The organism is Sphingomonas phyllosphaerae (assembly GCA_036946405.1).
In the GTDB taxonomy this organism is placed as follows: Bacteria; Pseudomonadota; Alphaproteobacteria; order Sphingomonadales; family Sphingomonadaceae; genus Sphingomonas; species Sphingomonas phyllosphaerae_D.
On record JAQIJC010000001.1, the window covers coordinates 2,818,733 to 2,832,964 of the forward strand.

Annotated in this window: 15 protein-coding genes; 4 read left to right on the plus strand and 11 right to left on the minus strand. The window is 69.0% G+C overall.

Going from position 1 to position 14,232, the window contains the following annotated elements:
* Nucleotides 1-155: 155 nt before the first annotated feature.
* The 3 genes from ruvB to PGN12_13395 all read right to left on the minus strand — a co-directional run bounded on the left by ruvB (nucleotide 156) and on the right by PGN12_13395 (nucleotide 2,294).
* On the minus strand, nucleotides 156-1,178 hold the full coding sequence (gene ruvB, locus PGN12_13385) for a Holliday junction branch migration DNA helicase RuvB (protein MEH3104883.1): 1,023 nt from the start codon (nucleotides 1,176-1,178) through the stop codon (nucleotides 156-158).
* Between the two features lie 62 nt (nucleotides 1,179-1,240).
* The gene (locus tag PGN12_13390; protein MEH3104884.1) at nucleotides 1,241-1,528 is read right to left on the minus strand and encodes a hypothetical protein; all 288 of its coding nucleotides are present in this window, start codon (nucleotides 1,526-1,528) and stop codon (nucleotides 1,241-1,243) included.
* Between the two features lie 118 nt (nucleotides 1,529-1,646).
* Nucleotides 1,647-2,294 (minus strand): hypothetical protein, encoded by a 648-nt coding sequence (locus PGN12_13395; protein ID MEH3104885.1) that lies wholly within the window; start codon nucleotides 2,292-2,294, stop codon nucleotides 1,647-1,649.
* Nucleotides 2,295-2,408: 114 nt separating this feature from the next.
* On the opposite strand from PGN12_13395, the gene ispH reads away from it, so the two are divergent.
* The 3 genes from ispH to rnhA are packed head-to-tail and all read left to right on the plus strand — an operon-like array spanning nucleotide 2,409 to nucleotide 4,808.
* On the plus strand, nucleotides 2,409-3,386 hold the full coding sequence (ispH, locus tag PGN12_13400) for a 4-hydroxy-3-methylbut-2-enyl diphosphate reductase (protein MEH3104886.1): 978 nt from the start codon (nucleotides 2,409-2,411) through the stop codon (nucleotides 3,384-3,386).
* A gap of 10 nt (nucleotides 3,387-3,396) precedes the next feature.
* Entirely contained in the window at nucleotides 3,397-4,350 is a 954-nt protein-coding gene (gene thrB, locus PGN12_13405) for a homoserine kinase (protein MEH3104887.1), read from the plus strand.
* Nucleotides 4,347-4,808: a ribonuclease HI gene (rnhA, locus tag PGN12_13410; GenBank protein MEH3104888.1), complete on the plus strand. Its 462-nt coding sequence runs from the start codon at nucleotides 4,347-4,349 to the stop codon at nucleotides 4,806-4,808. Before thrB ends, rnhA begins: the two co-directional genes overlap by 4 nt.
* A 97-nt stretch (nucleotides 4,809-4,905) precedes the next feature.
* On the opposite strand, the gene PGN12_13415 is transcribed toward rnhA, so the two are convergent.
* The 7 genes from PGN12_13415 to PGN12_13445 all read right to left on the minus strand — a co-directional run bounded on the left by PGN12_13415 (nucleotide 4,906) and on the right by PGN12_13445 (nucleotide 12,756).
* Nucleotides 4,906-6,234: an AarF/ABC1/UbiB kinase family protein gene (locus tag PGN12_13415; GenBank protein MEH3104889.1), complete on the minus strand. Its 1,329-nt coding sequence runs from the start codon at nucleotides 6,232-6,234 to the stop codon at nucleotides 4,906-4,908.
* Between the two features lie 138 nt (nucleotides 6,235-6,372).
* A complete protein-coding gene (locus PGN12_13420; protein ID MEH3104890.1) occupies nucleotides 6,373-7,212 on the minus strand; it encodes a CoA ester lyase in 840 nt (279 codons plus the stop codon).
* Entirely contained in the window at nucleotides 7,209-7,661 is a 453-nt protein-coding gene (locus PGN12_13425) for a MaoC family dehydratase (GenBank protein MEH3104891.1), read from the minus strand. The genes PGN12_13420 and PGN12_13425 overlap by 4 nt, the downstream gene beginning before the upstream one ends.
* A complete protein-coding gene (locus PGN12_13430) occupies nucleotides 7,661-9,514 on the minus strand; it encodes an ATP-grasp domain-containing protein (GenBank protein ID MEH3104892.1) in 1,854 nt (617 codons plus the stop codon). The genes PGN12_13425 and PGN12_13430 overlap by 1 nt, the downstream gene beginning before the upstream one ends.
* Nucleotides 9,511-9,984, minus strand: a complete 474-nt coding sequence (locus PGN12_13435) for a hypothetical protein (protein ID MEH3104893.1) — start codon at nucleotides 9,982-9,984, stop codon at nucleotides 9,511-9,513. Before PGN12_13435 ends, PGN12_13430 begins: the two co-directional genes overlap by 4 nt.
* Before the next feature lie 13 nt (nucleotides 9,985-9,997).
* Nucleotides 9,998-11,593 carry a methylcrotonoyl-CoA carboxylase gene (locus tag PGN12_13440; GenBank protein MEH3104894.1) on the minus strand — a complete coding sequence of 532 codons (1,596 nt, stop codon included), beginning with the start codon at nucleotides 11,591-11,593 and terminating at the stop codon, nucleotides 9,998-10,000.
* A complete protein-coding gene (locus PGN12_13445; GenBank protein MEH3104895.1) occupies nucleotides 11,590-12,756 on the minus strand; it encodes an acyl-CoA dehydrogenase family protein in 1,167 nt (388 codons plus the stop codon). Before PGN12_13445 ends, PGN12_13440 begins: the two co-directional genes overlap by 4 nt.
* 226 nt (nucleotides 12,757-12,982) lie before the next feature.
* Here PGN12_13445 and PGN12_13450 point away from each other — a divergent pair, with 226 nt between their 5' ends.
* Nucleotides 12,983-13,825: a LysR family transcriptional regulator gene (locus PGN12_13450; GenBank protein MEH3104896.1), complete on the plus strand. Its 843-nt coding sequence runs from the start codon at nucleotides 12,983-12,985 to the stop codon at nucleotides 13,823-13,825.
* Nucleotides 13,826-13,949: 124 nt separating this feature from the next.
* Here the strand turns inward: PGN12_13450 and PGN12_13455 are convergent, their stop codons facing one another.
* Complete coding sequence (locus PGN12_13455) at nucleotides 13,950-14,228, minus strand: UvrB/UvrC motif-containing protein (protein MEH3104897.1); 279 nt, start codon at nucleotides 14,226-14,228, stop codon at nucleotides 13,950-13,952.
* Nucleotides 14,229-14,232 lie beyond the last annotated feature (4 nt).

The following is a 14,232-nucleotide window of genomic DNA, read 5'->3' on the forward strand; positions in this document are numbered from 1 at the left end:
ACGGTCGGTCTGCCCTTAGATCAGGAGGACGTTGGGTCGACCCTCGGTCGTCATTGCGAGCGTAGCGAAGCAATCCAGAGCCGGATCAGGACGCCCTGGATTGCTTCGCTACGCTCGCAATGACGCCTCCGGTTCGACATGACATCAATCCGCCTCTAGTCGAACAGTCCGTCCTGCGATCCTGCGGGCGGGTTGAGCCCGAGATGCTTCCACCCGCCCGCGTTCAGAACGCGCCCACGCGCGGTGCGCGCGACCAGTCCGAGCTGGATAAGATACGGCTCGATGACTTCCTCGATCGTATCGCGCGGCTCGCTGAGCCCCGCGGCGAGCGTCTCCACGCCGACCGGGCCACCGCGATAGATGTCCGCGATCATCGTCAGATAGCGGCGGTCCATCGCGTCGAGCCCCAGCGAATCGACCTCTAGCCGGTTGAGCGCGCGATCCGCGACCATCGCATCGACCACCGCCGCACCCGCGACATTGGCGAAATCGCGCACGCGGCGCAGCAATCGCCCGGCGATCCGCGGCGTCCCGCGCGCCCGCCGCGCGATCTCCATCGCCCCGTCCCGCGCGATGCCGAGATCGAGCAACTGCGCCGCACGCGACACCACCCGCTCCAGTTCCTCGACGGTATAGAATTGCAGCCGCACCGGAATGCCGAAGCGATCGCGCAACGGCGTCGTCAGCAATCCCTGTCGCGTCGTCGCGCCGACCAGCGTGAAGCGCGGCAGGTCGATCCGCACGCTGCGCGCCGACGGTCCCTCACCGATCATCAGGTCGAGCGCGCGATCCTCCATCGCCGGGTACAGCACCTCCTCGACCGCTGGTTGCAGCCGGTGGATTTCGTCGATGAACAGCACGTCGCCATCCTCGAGATTGGTCAACAGCGCGGCAAGATCGCCCGACTTGGCGATCACCGGACCGGAGGTCGCGCGAAAGCCGACGCCCAGCTCGCGCGCGACGATCTGCGCCAGCGTCGTCTTGCCGAGCCCCGGCGGGCCGAAGAACAACACATGGTCGAGCGCGTCGCCGCGTCCCTTCGCCGCCTCGATGAACACACGGAGATTTTCGCGGGCGGCCTTCTGCCCGACGAAATCGTCCAGCGTCTTGGGGCGCAGCGCTGCATCGACATCCTCGACGCGGCGCGCGGGCGAGATCAGGCGGTCGTCATCGGTCACGCTTCGTTCCGTAGCGAAGCGCGCGCGCGGGGCAAGTCCTGCCGGGCGCCCCGGATGCCCGGCTATCCGAGCCGGTCGACGATCTGACCCGTCTGCCCGGCCGGCGGACCGCCGCCATAGGTCACCGCGCCAGCGGCCATGCCCGCCTTCAGCTTTTCCATGACACGGTCGAACTGGTCGAGCTGCTCGCTGGCGGTGCGGATCAGGCTGCCCGTGGAGGTCGACCCCGGCTCCTTCGCCGCGACCGGAACCACCGCCGTAGCCGGAGTCGCAGGTGCTGCCGCCGGACGCGCGATCGGAAGCGACCGAATGGTCGAACCGGCACCGGCAAGGGGAGACAGGCTGGTCACGTGCAACTTCCTTCGACCGCGTCGCGATGACGACGGATCACCCGACGTACACGGCTGATCGTTACCCAAAGATTTAACCGCCGACACAATTCGCGCGTCCGGCGTTTTTTTCGGGGGCTCAGCGCGTCGCGTTGTAGCGCAACTGATCCTGCGTCAGCTGGAACCCGACCAGCGCCTCGAACGACGCCGAGGCGACGGCCGAGCGCACCTTCGGATCGGCGAGCGGGTCGACCGCCGCATCCTCGTCGCCCGCCTTGCGACGACGCGTCAGCCGGTCGCGCACTTCCTGCGGCAGCGTCGCGGCGCTGCGCGCGACCGCGCTGCTCGCCTCGGCGCTGGTGGTGGCAACCCCCTGCCCCGCGTCGAAGTGCAGCCCGACCTGCGACACGCGCTTGGCGACCACCTGGCTGCCGCCGCGCGTGACGACGATGAAATAGGGCAAGGTCACGTCGCGCGCGCCATCGGTGCGGGTGCGGCGCGCGCGCACGTCGAAGGTGACGCGAGTCGTCACGTCCGCGCCCTGATCGTCGCAGGTCGAGCGCACGTTGCTGATCGTCGCGACCACGTCGATCGCGCTGGCGGCGCGGCTGTTCGACGGATCGAACAGCGTCACGTCGCCGGTGCCGGCGGGCACGCCGACCGTCGGGCACGCGCTGCGGACGGCGGTGATGCCGGCGCCCCCGCCGGAGACATCGATCTCCCCGCTCTTCGCGCATCCACCCACGAGCAGGAGGATCAGCGGAGCGGCGATATGGCGAGCGTTCACAAACACAATCCCGGGCAGAGGGCACAGATGAGACGGCGCCGCGAAACGGCCCCGGGTCGCCGCCAGCATAGGAACCGTCTATCGCCGGAGCAAGCATTCGCGTAGAGCCGCCGCATGGCCGATCCCGTCACCGACCCCGCCGCCACGCCCCGCCGCCCGCTGGAATTGCTGATCGCCGCACCGCGCGGCTTCTGCGCCGGCGTCGATCGCGCGATCCGCATCGTCGAGCTGGCGATCGAGAAGCACGGCGCGCCGGTCTATGTCCGGCACGAGATCGTCCACAACAAGTTCGTCGTCGATTCGCTCAAGGAGAAGGGCGCGGTGTTCGTCGAGGAACTGACCGAGGTGCCCGATGGCGCACCGGTCGTGTTCTCCGCGCACGGCGTCCCCAAGTCGGTCCCCGCCGAGGCGCAGAACCGCGGGCTCGACTATCTCGACGCCACCTGCCCACTCGTCTCCAAGGTCCATCGCCAGGCCGAACGGCTGGTCGAGGCGGGGCGGCACATCCTCTTCATCGGCCACGCCGGTCATCCGGAGGTGATCGGCACCTTCGGGCAGGTGCCCGCCGGCGCGATGTCGCTGGTCGAGACGGTCGAGGACGTCGACACCCTGGTCGTCCCCGATCCGCAGAACCTGTCGTTCCTGACGCAGACGACGCTGTCGGTCGACGATACCGCCGCGATCGTCGCCGCGATCCACCGCCGCTTCCCTGCCATCCAGGCGCCGCGTGGCGAGGACATCTGCTATGCCACCTCGAACCGGCAGGCGGCGGTCAAGGCGATCGCCGATGCGTGTGATGCGGTGCTGGTGATCGGCGCGCCCAATTCGTCGAACTCGCTGCGGCTGGTCGAGGTCGCGGAGCGGCAGGGCATCCGCGCCGCGTTGATTCAGCGCGCCGCCGATCTCGACTGGGCGTTCCTCGAAGGCGTCGGCACGCTGGGGATCACGGCCGGGGCCTCCGCCCCCGAATTGCTGGTGCGCGAGCTGGTCGACCGGCTCGCGACTCGCTTCGACGTGACCGAGCGCGAGGAGGAGACGACACGCGAGACGATCGCGTTCAAGCTGCCGCGCGGGCTCGACGCCGCCGCCTGACGCACGCACCATGGCCGTCTACACGCACGTCTCCGCCGAGGCGCTCGCCGCTTTTCTCCGCCGCTACGATGTCGGCGAGCTGGTCTCCGTCAAGGGCATCGCCGAGGGGGTGGAGAATTCCAACTACCTCGTCGACACCACGGCGTCGCGCTTCATCCTGACGCTCTACGAAAAGCGCGTCGCGGCGGACGATCTGCCGTTCTTCATGGCGTTGCTCGACCATCTCGCCGCGCGCGGGCTGGCAGTGCCGCCGGCGATCCCCGATCGCGACGGCGCGGTCATCCAGACGCTGGAGGGCCGCCCGGCGTGCCTGATCCGCTTCCTGACCGGCGTCTCGGTGTCGCACCCGACCCCCGCACAGGCGCAGGCGGCCGCGACCGCGATGGGCGATATGCACGCCGCGCTCGCCGACTTCCGCCAGACGCGCGTCAACTCGATGGGCATCGCGACCTGGCGACCGCTGCTCGAGAAATGCGGGCGCGATCTCGACACGATCCAGCCCGGCCTGTTCGACCGCGTGGATACCGCGCTCGCATCGCTCGAGCAGTCGTGGCCGCTCGGGCTGCCGGTCAGCGCGATCCACGCCGATCTGTTCCCCGATAACGTGCTGATGCACGGCGACGCCGTCACCGGGCTGATCGACTTCTATTTCGCCTGCACCGACGTCCGCGCCTATGATCTCGCGGTAATGCACTCGGCATGGACGTTCGATGCGCGCGGGGAGCATCCCGATGCCGCGGTCGGCGCGGCGCTGCTGGCCGGCTACACCGCCGCCTTCGGGCTCAGCGATGCGGAGCGCACCGCTCTGCCGCTGCTCGCGCGCGGTGCGTGCATCCGCTTCCTGCTCAGCCGCGCGTGGGACTGGCTCCACACCCCCGCCGACGCGCTGGTGATGCGCAAGGACCCGCTCGCCTATCTGCGCCGCCTCGACTGGTATGAAGCGCATCCAGAGGCGTTCGCATGACCGAGCTGACGCAGGTCGAGCTGTTCACCGACGGCGCGTGCAAGGGCAATCCCGGCCCCGGTGGCTGGGGCGCGGTGATCCGCGCCGGCAAGCACGAGAAGGAGCTGGCCGGCGGCGAGCCGCTCACCACCAACAACCGCATGGAGCTGACCGCCGCAATTCGGGGGCTCAACGCACTGACCCGCCCGTGCCGCGTGACGCTGTCGACCGACAGCCGCTATGTCATGGACGGGCTGACCAAATGGATCCACGGCTGGCAGAAGAACGGCTGGAAGACCGCCGACAAGAAACCGGTCAAGAACGCCGATCTCTGGCAGGCACTGATCGAGGCAGCCAAGCCGCACCGGGTCGAGTGGAAATGGGTCAAGGGTCACGCCGGCCATCCCGAAAACGAACGCGCCGACCGGCTGGCGAGCGACGCGGCGGTCGAGGCCGGGCGGACGAAAGCGACGGTCTAACACCCCCCTCCCCCCGTTCGCCCTGAGCTTGTCGAATGGCGTGTTGCAGGGCCCGTGCTTCGACAAGCTCAGCACGAACGGTGTTTAAAAAGACGATCTAACCAACCGCCGCTGCCGCCAGTCCCCGCACATCCACCCGCGCCTTCAGCCGCGCCGCGAGCAACGCCGTCCCGCTCACCTTGCGCTGGACGAACAACGTCTCGACGTGCGGCACATGCCACGTCGCGCGATCTGCGACCAACGCCTTGGCCTCCTCGCGCACCACCGGCACGAACGCACGATCGCCGAAGTCGAACGAACCCGGCCGGTTGAGCGCCTCGTCGATCGCCGCGATGATCCGGTCGATCGCGGGCCGATGCGCGTCCGCCGCTGCCCCGCCGAGAAACCCGACTTCCACGGCGGTTTCGCGGATCGCGTCACGGTCGCGCGCCAGCCCCGCCTCGATTAGCCGCCGATACCCCGCCGCGGTGTCCGCCGGCACGCGCCGCGCCGCACCGAAGTCGAGCAGCACCACCGCGTCCGTCTCCGGCTGCCATCGGTAATTGGCGAAGTTCGGATCGGTCTGCATCACCCCGAATTCGAACAATTCGCGCAGCACCAATGTGATGAGCGACGTCATCGCCGCATCGCGCGCGTCCTGCGCCGCCTCCGCGAGCGCCTCGATCGGCCGCCCCGCGACGAATTCCATCGCCAGCACGCGCTTGGTGGTCAGCGCTTCCTCCAGCGCCGGCACGACATAACGCGCATCACCCCGCAGCCGCTCGCGATAGGCGCGCAGTTCCGCGCCCTCGCGGACGTAATCGGCCTCCTCGGCAAGTTGCCGCTTGGCCTCCTCCAGCAATGGCCTCAGGTCGAGCGTCGCGGGCAACAGCCCCGACACGCGCAGCAGCGTCGCGACATTGTCGACATCGGCCTCGATACTGTCGGCGACCCCGGGATATTGCACCTTGATCGCCAGCACCCGCCCGTCGGGCAAGGTCGCGCGATGCACCTGCCCGATCGACGCGGCGGCGACCGGCGACGCCTCGAAATGCCGGAAGCGTCGCCGCCAGTCCGCACCCCATTCCTCGCGCAGCACGCGGTCGAGTTGCTGCGGTGGCATCCGGTACGCCTGATTGCGGAGCTGCGCGAGGATCGTCTGCAACTCGGGCGGCAGCACGTCGCCCGCGTCCATCGAGATCATCTGCCCCAGCTTCATCGCCGCGCCGCGCAGATGCGACAGCCGGTCGGCGACCCGCGCGGCATTGCCGGGGGTCAGGATCAGGTCGCCGACCTTCGGCCGCTCGCCCGCCGCCAGCCGCCGCGCGCCCTCGGCGAGCATCCCGCCCGCGACCCCACCCGCCAGCCGCCCGAACCCGCCGAGCCGCGCCAGCCGCCCGCTCGGCACCGCGCGGTGGCGGGCCTTGGAAAGATCGTCATCCTGCATCGCGGCAGAGCGCGGGAGAACCGCAGGCGGTTCCGTCCCTACCCGTCATCCCGGACTTGATCCGGGATCCCGCTTTTTCTTCTCCGCCAACCAGAAAGAAGCGGGGCCCCGGATCAAGTCCGGGGCGACGGATCGAACCTACACCCGCGCCAGCAACCGCCGCGCCTGAACCAGATGCGGCGCATCGATCATCTTGCCGTCGAGCTGCAACACCCCCGCCCCCGGCGCGGCCGCGAACGCCGCGACCACCGCCCGCGCGTGTGCGACCTGCGCATCGGTCGGCGTAAAGGCCGCGTTGATCGTCGCGACTTGCGCCGGGTGGATCGCCATCATCCCCGTAAAGCCATCGCGCGCCGCCCGCGCCGCATAGACCGCAAGCCCCGCCTCGTCGCGGAAAGCGGGATAGACGGTCTCGATCGCCGCCACCCCTGCCGCATGCGCCGCAAATAGCGCCAGCGAGCGCGCTAATTCATAAGGCGCGGTGAACCGCCCGTCTTCCTCACGACTGGTCGCCGCCCCGATCGCCGCGGGCAGGTCCTCCGCCCCCCACGTCAGCCCGGCGAGCGGCACGCCACACCCGGCATAGCTGCCGAGCTGAAAGATCGCCGCCGGGGTTTCGGTCGCGATCGGCAGGATCGGCGCATCGATCCCCACCGCCGCCAGCCGCGCCGCGAGATCGCGCACGCTCGTCGCCCCCTCCGCCTTCGGCAACACCACGGCATCCGGCAATAGCCCGCCAAGCGCCGCCAGATCCTCGTCCAGCAACGCCGTTCCGAGCGGGTTGACCCGCACGAACACCGCCACGTCACCACGCGCCGTCCGCAACCGCGCCGCAACCGCACCGCGCGCCGCGGCCTTGGCCGCCGGCGCGACCGCATCCTCCAGATCGAGGATCAACGCGTCCGCCCCGCTCGCCGCGGCCTTGTCGAATCGTTCGGGCCGGTCCCCCGGCACGAAAAGCAGCGAGCGCAGCCTCATGCCACGCGCCGCTTCAGCAGCGCGGTGCGTAGGCACTGGCACACCACCTCATCACGCTGGTTGAGCAACCGGTGCGCGAAGGTGACGATCCCCGCCTCCGGCCGCGAGCGGCTGTCCTTCAGCTCATGCACCTCGGTTTCAGCGCGCAGCGTGTCGCCGATGAACACCGGCTTCGGCATCACCAGCTTGTCGTACCCGAGATTGGCGACCAGCGTCCCCAAGGTCGTGTCGCCGACCGACAGCCCGACCATCAGCGCGAAGGTGAAGGTGCCGTTGACGAGAATTTGCCCGAACTCGCTCGCCTTCGCCGCCTCGGCGTCGAGGTGGAGCGGCTGCGGATTGTGCGTCATCGTCGTGAACAGCAGATTGTCGGTTTCGGTCACGGTGCGACGGATGTCGTGGACGATCCGGTCGCCGACCTGCCATTCGTCGTAATGCCGCCCGGCCATCATTCCTCTCCCGCGCTGATCCGCGCCAGCAACATGCCTTCGGTCACCTGCGCGCCCTCGCTCACCTTCAGCTCGGCAACGACGCCGTCGAATGGTGCGAGCAGCGCCTGCTCCATCTTCATCGCCTCCAGCACCAGCAACCGCTCGCCCCGCGCGACCCGCTGCCCCTGCGCGACCGGCACCGCGATCACGCGCCCCGGCATCGGCGCGAGCAGCGCGCCGTCGCCCTCGCTCACCCCGCCGAGATGATCCGCGCGTCGCGCCGCGAACGGCCACGCCTCGCCGCCCGCGAACAGCACGCCGTCTGCGACTTCGGCCTCCCGCAACACCGCAGGCTCGGCGACATACGGCTTGCCCGCCACCTCCACCGCCACCTGCAACGATGGCGCGGCATTGGCGCGGAACCCGCGCAGCGCGGTCCACGGCGTCTCGCCCGCTTCGGGCAACAGCGCGAATGCTGCCGCCGCAACCACCGTTGCCGACGCCTCCGCCGCCGGGATCAGCGCCTCGGCATGGCGCGCGATGAACCCGGTATCGACGCGCCCCGCGACGAAATCGGGATGCGCCGCCGCGCGCGCCAGAAACGCGGCGTTGGTCCGCACCGGCCACACCTGCGTCCCGGCGGCCGCCGCCGCAAGCCGTTGCGCCGCCTGCGCCCGCGTCGCGCCATGGACGACCAGCTTGGCGATCATCGGGTCATAGAAGGGCGTCACCGCCCCGCCCTCATCGACCCCGCTGTCGACGCGCACGCCCTCGGGAAAGCGCAACCGCTCCAGCGGCCCGGTCGACGGCAGGAACCCGGTCGATGGGTTCTCGGCATAGAGCCGCGCCTCCATCGCCCAACCATGGATCGCCAATTCGTCCTGCGGTTTGGGCAGCGGCTCGCCGCTCGCGACGCGCAATTGCCATTCGACCAGATCCTGCCCGGTGATCGCCTCGGTGACGGGATGCTCGACCTGCAAGCGCGTGTTCATTTCCATGAACCAGATGCGATCGGCGCGCGGGCCGTCGGAGGCGTCGGCGATGAACTCGATCGTTCCCGCCCCGACATAATCGACCGCCTTGGCCGCGCGCACCGCCGCGTCGCACACCGCCGCGCGCGTTGCCGGGTCCATCCCCGGCGCGGGCGCTTCCTCGATCACCTTCTGGTGCCGGCGCTGGAGCGAGCAATCGCGCTCGAACAGATGCACCACCTGTCCGTGCGTGTCGCCGAAAACCTGCACCTCGATATGGCGCGGCGACAGGATGTATTTCTCGATCAGCACCCGGTCATCGCCGAACGACGCCGCCGCCTCGCGCTGGCAGCTCGCCAGCGCCTCGGCGAAATCGGCGGGCGCATCGACCTGCCGCATCCCCTTGCCGCCGCCACCCGCGACCGCCTTGATGAGCACCGGATAGCCGATCGCGTCGGCTTCGGCCGCGAGCCGCTCGGGCGACTGGTCCTCGCCCAGATAGCCCGGCGTCACCGGCACCCCCGCCGCGATCATCCGCGCCTTGGCCGCATCCTTCAGCCCCATCGCGCGGATCGCGGCGGGCGGCGCACCGACCCACACCAGCCCGGCCGCGATCACCGCTTCGGCGAACTGGGCATTTTCGGAAAGAAAGCCATAGCCCGGATGGATCGCCTCCGCGCCCGTCGCGCGCGCCGCGTCGAGCAACCGGTCCTGCCGCAGATAGCTGTCGGCGGCCGCCGCCGTCCCGATGCACACCGCTTCATCGGCCTCGCGCACGAACGGCATGTCGGCATCGACATCCGAGTGGACCGCGATCGTACGGATGCCGAGCGCCCGCGCAGTACGGATGATCCGCCGCGCGATCTCGCCACGATTGGCGATCAACAGCGAGGCGATCATGGCGCGCATCCCTCGGTGCGCACCGAGTAGCTAACGTTGAGGATCTTCCACCCCGCTTCGCCGCGTACGAGGTCGAAAAGGTTGTAACCGCATTGGCTCGGCTTGCCGGAAACCAGCGTGGTGTAGGGCGCCCACACCATCGCGAGATTGCCATCGATCTCGATCGCGGGCGTTCCCTGCTTTTCAACCGATGGACCGGCCTCGGGGCGCAAACTCGTGGCCCAATCGGCCCAGCGCACCGTCCGCCGCTGCGGCTTGCCGTCCGGCGCGGTGCGCGTCGCGGTGATCGTTCCTTCGGGCAGCGTCGCGGCGAGCGCGGCCGCCCCGTCGCTCGCCTCGATCGCGCGCAGCAGCGCCTCGACCGGCACCATCACCTGCGCCTCTTCGGTGCCCGGCGGCGGCAGCGCAGTGCCCTTGACGATCGGGGCGACGGGCGTGGTCTGCGCCAACAGCATCAGCAGGATCATCATCGTCTCTCCAGCATCACATCCGGAACAGGCCGAACTGCGCGCGCTCGGGCACCGGCGCGTTCAGCGTCACGGCGAAGGCCAGCCCCAGCACGTCGCGCGTCTGCGCCGGATCGATGATGCCATCGTCCCACAGCCGCGCCGTCGCATAATAAGGATTGCCCTCGTCCTCATATTTCTGGCGGATCGGCGCCTTGAAGCGCTCCGCTTCCTCCGGCGTCCACGTCTCGGCATCGCGGTGCACCGTCGCCAGCACGCTCGCCGCCTGCTCGCCGCCCATCACCGAGATGCGCGCGTTCGGCCACGAAAACAGGAACCGCGGCGAATAAGCGCGCCCACACATCCCGTAATTGCCCGCGCCGAAGCTGCCCCCGATCAGCAATGTGATCTTCGGCACCGAGGCGGTCGCGACCGCCGTCACCAGCTTCGCGCCGTTCTTGGCAATCCCCTCCGCCTCATACTTCCCGCCGACCATGAAGCCGGAAATGTTCTGGAGGAACAGCAACGGAATGCGCCGCTGGCACGCCAGCTCGATGAAATGCGCGCCTTTGAGCGCCGACTCACTGAACAACACGCCGTTATTGGCGAGGATCGCAACCGGCATCCCCCAGATATGCGCAAAGCCGCACACCAAGGTCGTGCCGTACAACGCCTTGAACTCGTGAAACTCGGAGCCGTCCACGACGCGCCCGATCACCTCGCGCACGTCATAGGGCGCGCGCACGTCCTGCGGCACGATCCCGTACAGCTCCTGCGGGTCGAGCAACGGCGCACGCGGCGTCGCCAGCGCAACATCCGGGCTCCGCGCCTTCCCCAGCGTCGCGACGATGTCGCGCACGATCAGCAGCGCATGTTCGTCATTTTCGGCGACATGATCGACCACTCCCGAGCGCCGCCCGTGCGTCTCCGCCCCGCCCAGTTCCTCGGCGGAGATCACCTCGCCGGTCGCTGCCTTCACCAGAGGCGGTCCGGCTAGGAAGATCGTCCCCTGGTTGCGCACGATCACGCTCTCGTCGGACATCGCCGGCACGTAAGCGCCGCCCGCGGTGCAGCTGCCCATCACGCACGCGATCTGCGCGATCCCCTCCGCCGACATTTGCGCCTGATTGAAGAAGATCCGCCCGAAATGCTCGCGATCGGGGAACACCTCGGCCTGGTGCGGCAGGTTCGCGCCGCCGCTGTCGACCAGATAGATGCACGGCAGGCGGTTCTCGCGCGCGATCTCCTGCGCGCGCAGATGCTTCTTCACCGTCATCGGGAAGTACGCACCGCCCTTCACGGTCGGATCGTTGGCGACGATCATGCACTCGCGCCCCGACACACGGCCTACGCCCGCAATCATCCCCGCGCCCGGCGCACCATCGTCGTACATGCCGTTCGCCGCCAGCGCGCCGATCTCCAGGAACGGCGCACCGGGATCGAGCAACCGGTCGACGCGCTCGCGCGGCAGCAGCTTGCCACGCGCGACATGCCGCGCGCGATGCTGTTCCGACCCGCCCAGCGCACTCTCCGCCGCCTTGTCGCGCAACGCCGCCGCCAGCGCGCGATTGTGCGCATCATTGGCCGCGAACACCTCCGACCCGACGTCGACCAGCGAGCGGATCGCGGTCATTGCGCCCTCGGCGCGTCATGCCCGATCAGTTCGCGCCCGATCAGCATCCGCCGCACCTCGTTGGTCCCCGCCCCGATATCGAGCAACTTGGCGTCACGCCAATACCGCTCGACCGGCCAATCCTTGGTATAGCCCGCGCCGCCCAGCGCCTGGATCGCCTCGCCCGCGACCTTCACCGCGCTCTCCGAGGCGAGCAGGATGCACCCGGCCGCATCGAAACGCGTCGTCCGCCCCGCGTCGCACGCCTTGGCCACCGCATAGACATAGGCGCGCGCCGAATTGAGCGCGACATACATGTCCGCCACCTTCGCCTGCATCAGCTGGAACGCACCGATCGCGCGCCCGAACTGCCGGCGCTCGCGGACATAGGGCAGCACCGTGTCGATACACGCCTGCATGATCCCCAGCTGGATGCCCGACAGCACGACGCGCTCGTAATCGAGCCCCGACATCAGCACCTTCACCCCGCCGTTCAGCGGCCCCATCACCTGCGCATCGGCGACGAAGCAATCGTCGAACACCAGTTCGGCGGTCGGCGAGCCACGCATCCCGAGCTTGTCGATCTTCTGCCCGATCGAGAAACCGTCGAAGCCCTTCTCGATCAGAAACGCGGTGATCCCCTTCGACCCCGCCTCGGCATCGGTCTTGGCATAGACGACCAGCGTATCGGCATAGGCGGCGTTGGTGATCCAGAACTTGGTGCCGTTGAGCCGCCATCCGCCGTCGACCTTCGTCGCGCGCAGCTTCATCGACACGACGTCCGACCCAGCGCCCGCCTCCGACATCGCGAGGCTGCCGACATGCTCGCCCGAGATCAGCTTCGGCAGATACTTCGCCTTCTGCTCGGCCGAGCCCCAGCGGCGGATCTGGTTGACGCACAGATTGGAATGCGCGCCATAGCTGAGCCCGATCGCGGCCGAGGCGCGGCTGACCTCCTCGCAGGCGATGACATGCTCCAGATAGCCGAGCTCCAGCCCGCCATCGGCCTCCTCGACGGTGATCCCGTGCAGCCCGAGCGCGCCCATCTCCGGCCACAGCTCGCGCGCGAAGCGATCCTCGGCATCGACCGCCGCCGCGATCGGCGCGATCCGGTCGGCCGCAAAGCGCCGCACCGTTTCGCGGATCGTGTCCGCCATCTCGCCCAGACCGAAATCGAGGTCCATCGCTCTCTCCTATTCGTCGTCGCCCTGTCACGGGCCATCTTCTCGCGCGGGTCCGACCAACCCCCACCGTTCGCCCTGAGCTTGTCGAAGGGCGTGCCGCAGGACACGTGCTTCGACAGGCTCAGCACGAACGGGGAGGAAAATGCCGCTCGTTCCGCTATTCTCTACAGCGCCACCGAGGTCTCGCAAAATTGAAACGCGCCGAAGCTGGGTATAGATGCCGTCTATGATCGACCGCTATCATTTGCGCTATTTCCTTGCGGTGGTCGACACCGGCAATTTCTCGCGCGCCGCCGCCGCCTGCAACGTCGCGCAGCCCACTTTATCGGTTGGCATCGCCCGGCTCGAGGCATCGCTCGGCCGCACGCTGTTCAACCGCACCAACCGCCGCGTCGCACTTACCGAGGCCGGTGCGAGCCTGCTCGCCCACGCCCGCGCGATCGAAAGCGGGTTCGCCGCCGCCGAGCGCTCGGTCACCGGTGCCGCCGCCGCCTCGCTCCTGCGGCTCGGCGTCCTCACCACGATCCCCCGCCCCTGGATCGAGCGCTGGCTCACGACGCGCAGCGGCGACCGCGTCGAGCTGGTCGAGGGCAACGAACGCGACCTGCGCGCGCGCCTCGCGCGCGGTCGCATCGACGCCGCGCTGACCATCCTGCGCGATGGCGACGATCGCAGCGCCGGGCAGCATCTGCGCACCGAAGGCTATGCGCTCGCGATCGGCGCGACGCATCCGCTCGCCGGGCGTGCGTCGCTGCGTGCCGAGGAAATCGCGCACGAACCGATGATCGTCCGCCGCCATTGCGAGATGCTGTCGGAAACCAGCCGCTTCTTCACCACGCGCGGCGTCCGTCCCTTCTTTCCCGCCCGCACCACCAGCGACGACCGCGCCCTGTCGCACGTCCGCGCGCGGCTGGGGATCACGGTGATGCCGGAAAGCTTCCACGCCGACGGCGTCGCACGCGTCCCGCTGGAGGATTTCGACGCCACTCGTGACGTCGGTCTGGTCTTCGCCGCGCACGCTCCACCCGAAGCCGCACTGATCGCCGGCTTGCGAGAAGCGCTGACCTGACCATCCGTCATCCCGGACTTGATCCGGGATCCCGCTTCTTCTTCTTTCTCACCGGCGACGAATAAAGACGGCCATCAGACACGTCGCAATGACGACGACAATATCGATGCCATACCCTTACGACCTACCGCTTCCCCCGCGTCATCAGGTCCGGCTTCCGCGGCGGCTTCCATCCTTTCGGCGGCACGACCTGCTGGCGGCTGGTCCCCAGCCCCATCGCGCCGGGCTGTTGCCGCGTCAGCCCATCCGCCGCCGCCGCTTCGTCCATCGAAGCACCGCCTTGCAACAGGCTGATCCGATCCCGCAACCGCCGCGCCTCCTCGAAGTCGAGCGCCACCGCAGCCGCCTCCATCCGCGCCCGCAACGCGGCGATCGCGCTCGCCTGTGCTTTGCCGTCATCCATGCCG

What these genes read in the sequence shown, in the direction of transcription:
- ispH (MEH3104886.1), top strand. Translation starts at nt 2,409, where the DNA reads ATGGCCGATCCCGTCACCGACCCCGCCGCCACGCCCCGCCGCCCGCTG.
- thrB (MEH3104887.1), top strand. Translation starts at nt 3,397, where the DNA reads ATGGCCGTCTACACGCACGTCTCCGCCGAGGCGCTCGCCGCTTTTCTC.
- rnhA (MEH3104888.1), top strand. Translation starts at nt 4,347, where the DNA reads ATGACCGAGCTGACGCAGGTCGAGCTGTTCACCGACGGCGCGTGCAAG.
- PGN12_13415 (MEH3104889.1), bottom strand. Translation starts at nt 6,234, where the DNA reads ATGCAGGATGACGATCTTTCCAAGGCCCGCCACCGCGCGGTGCCGAGC.
- PGN12_13420 (MEH3104890.1), bottom strand. Translation starts at nt 7,212, where the DNA reads ATGAGGCTGCGCTCGCTGCTTTTCGTGCCGGGGGACCGGCCCGAACGA.
- PGN12_13425 (MEH3104891.1), bottom strand. Translation starts at nt 7,661, where the DNA reads ATGGCCGGGCGGCATTACGACGAATGGCAGGTCGGCGACCGGATCGTC.
- PGN12_13430 (MEH3104892.1), bottom strand. Translation starts at nt 9,514, where the DNA reads ATGATCGCCTCGCTGTTGATCGCCAATCGTGGCGAGATCGCGCGGCGG.
- PGN12_13435 (MEH3104893.1), bottom strand. Translation starts at nt 9,984, where the DNA reads ATGATGATCCTGCTGATGCTGTTGGCGCAGACCACGCCCGTCGCCCCG.
- PGN12_13440 (MEH3104894.1), bottom strand. Translation starts at nt 11,593, where the DNA reads ATGACCGCGATCCGCTCGCTGGTCGACGTCGGGTCGGAGGTGTTCGCG.
- PGN12_13445 (MEH3104895.1), bottom strand. Translation starts at nt 12,756, where the DNA reads ATGGACCTCGATTTCGGTCTGGGCGAGATGGCGGACACGATCCGCGAA.
- PGN12_13450 (MEH3104896.1), top strand. Translation starts at nt 12,983, where the DNA reads ATGATCGACCGCTATCATTTGCGCTATTTCCTTGCGGTGGTCGACACC.
- PGN12_13455 (MEH3104897.1), bottom strand. Translation starts at nt 14,228, where the DNA reads ATGGATGACGGCAAAGCACAGGCGAGCGCGATCGCCGCGTTGCGGGCG.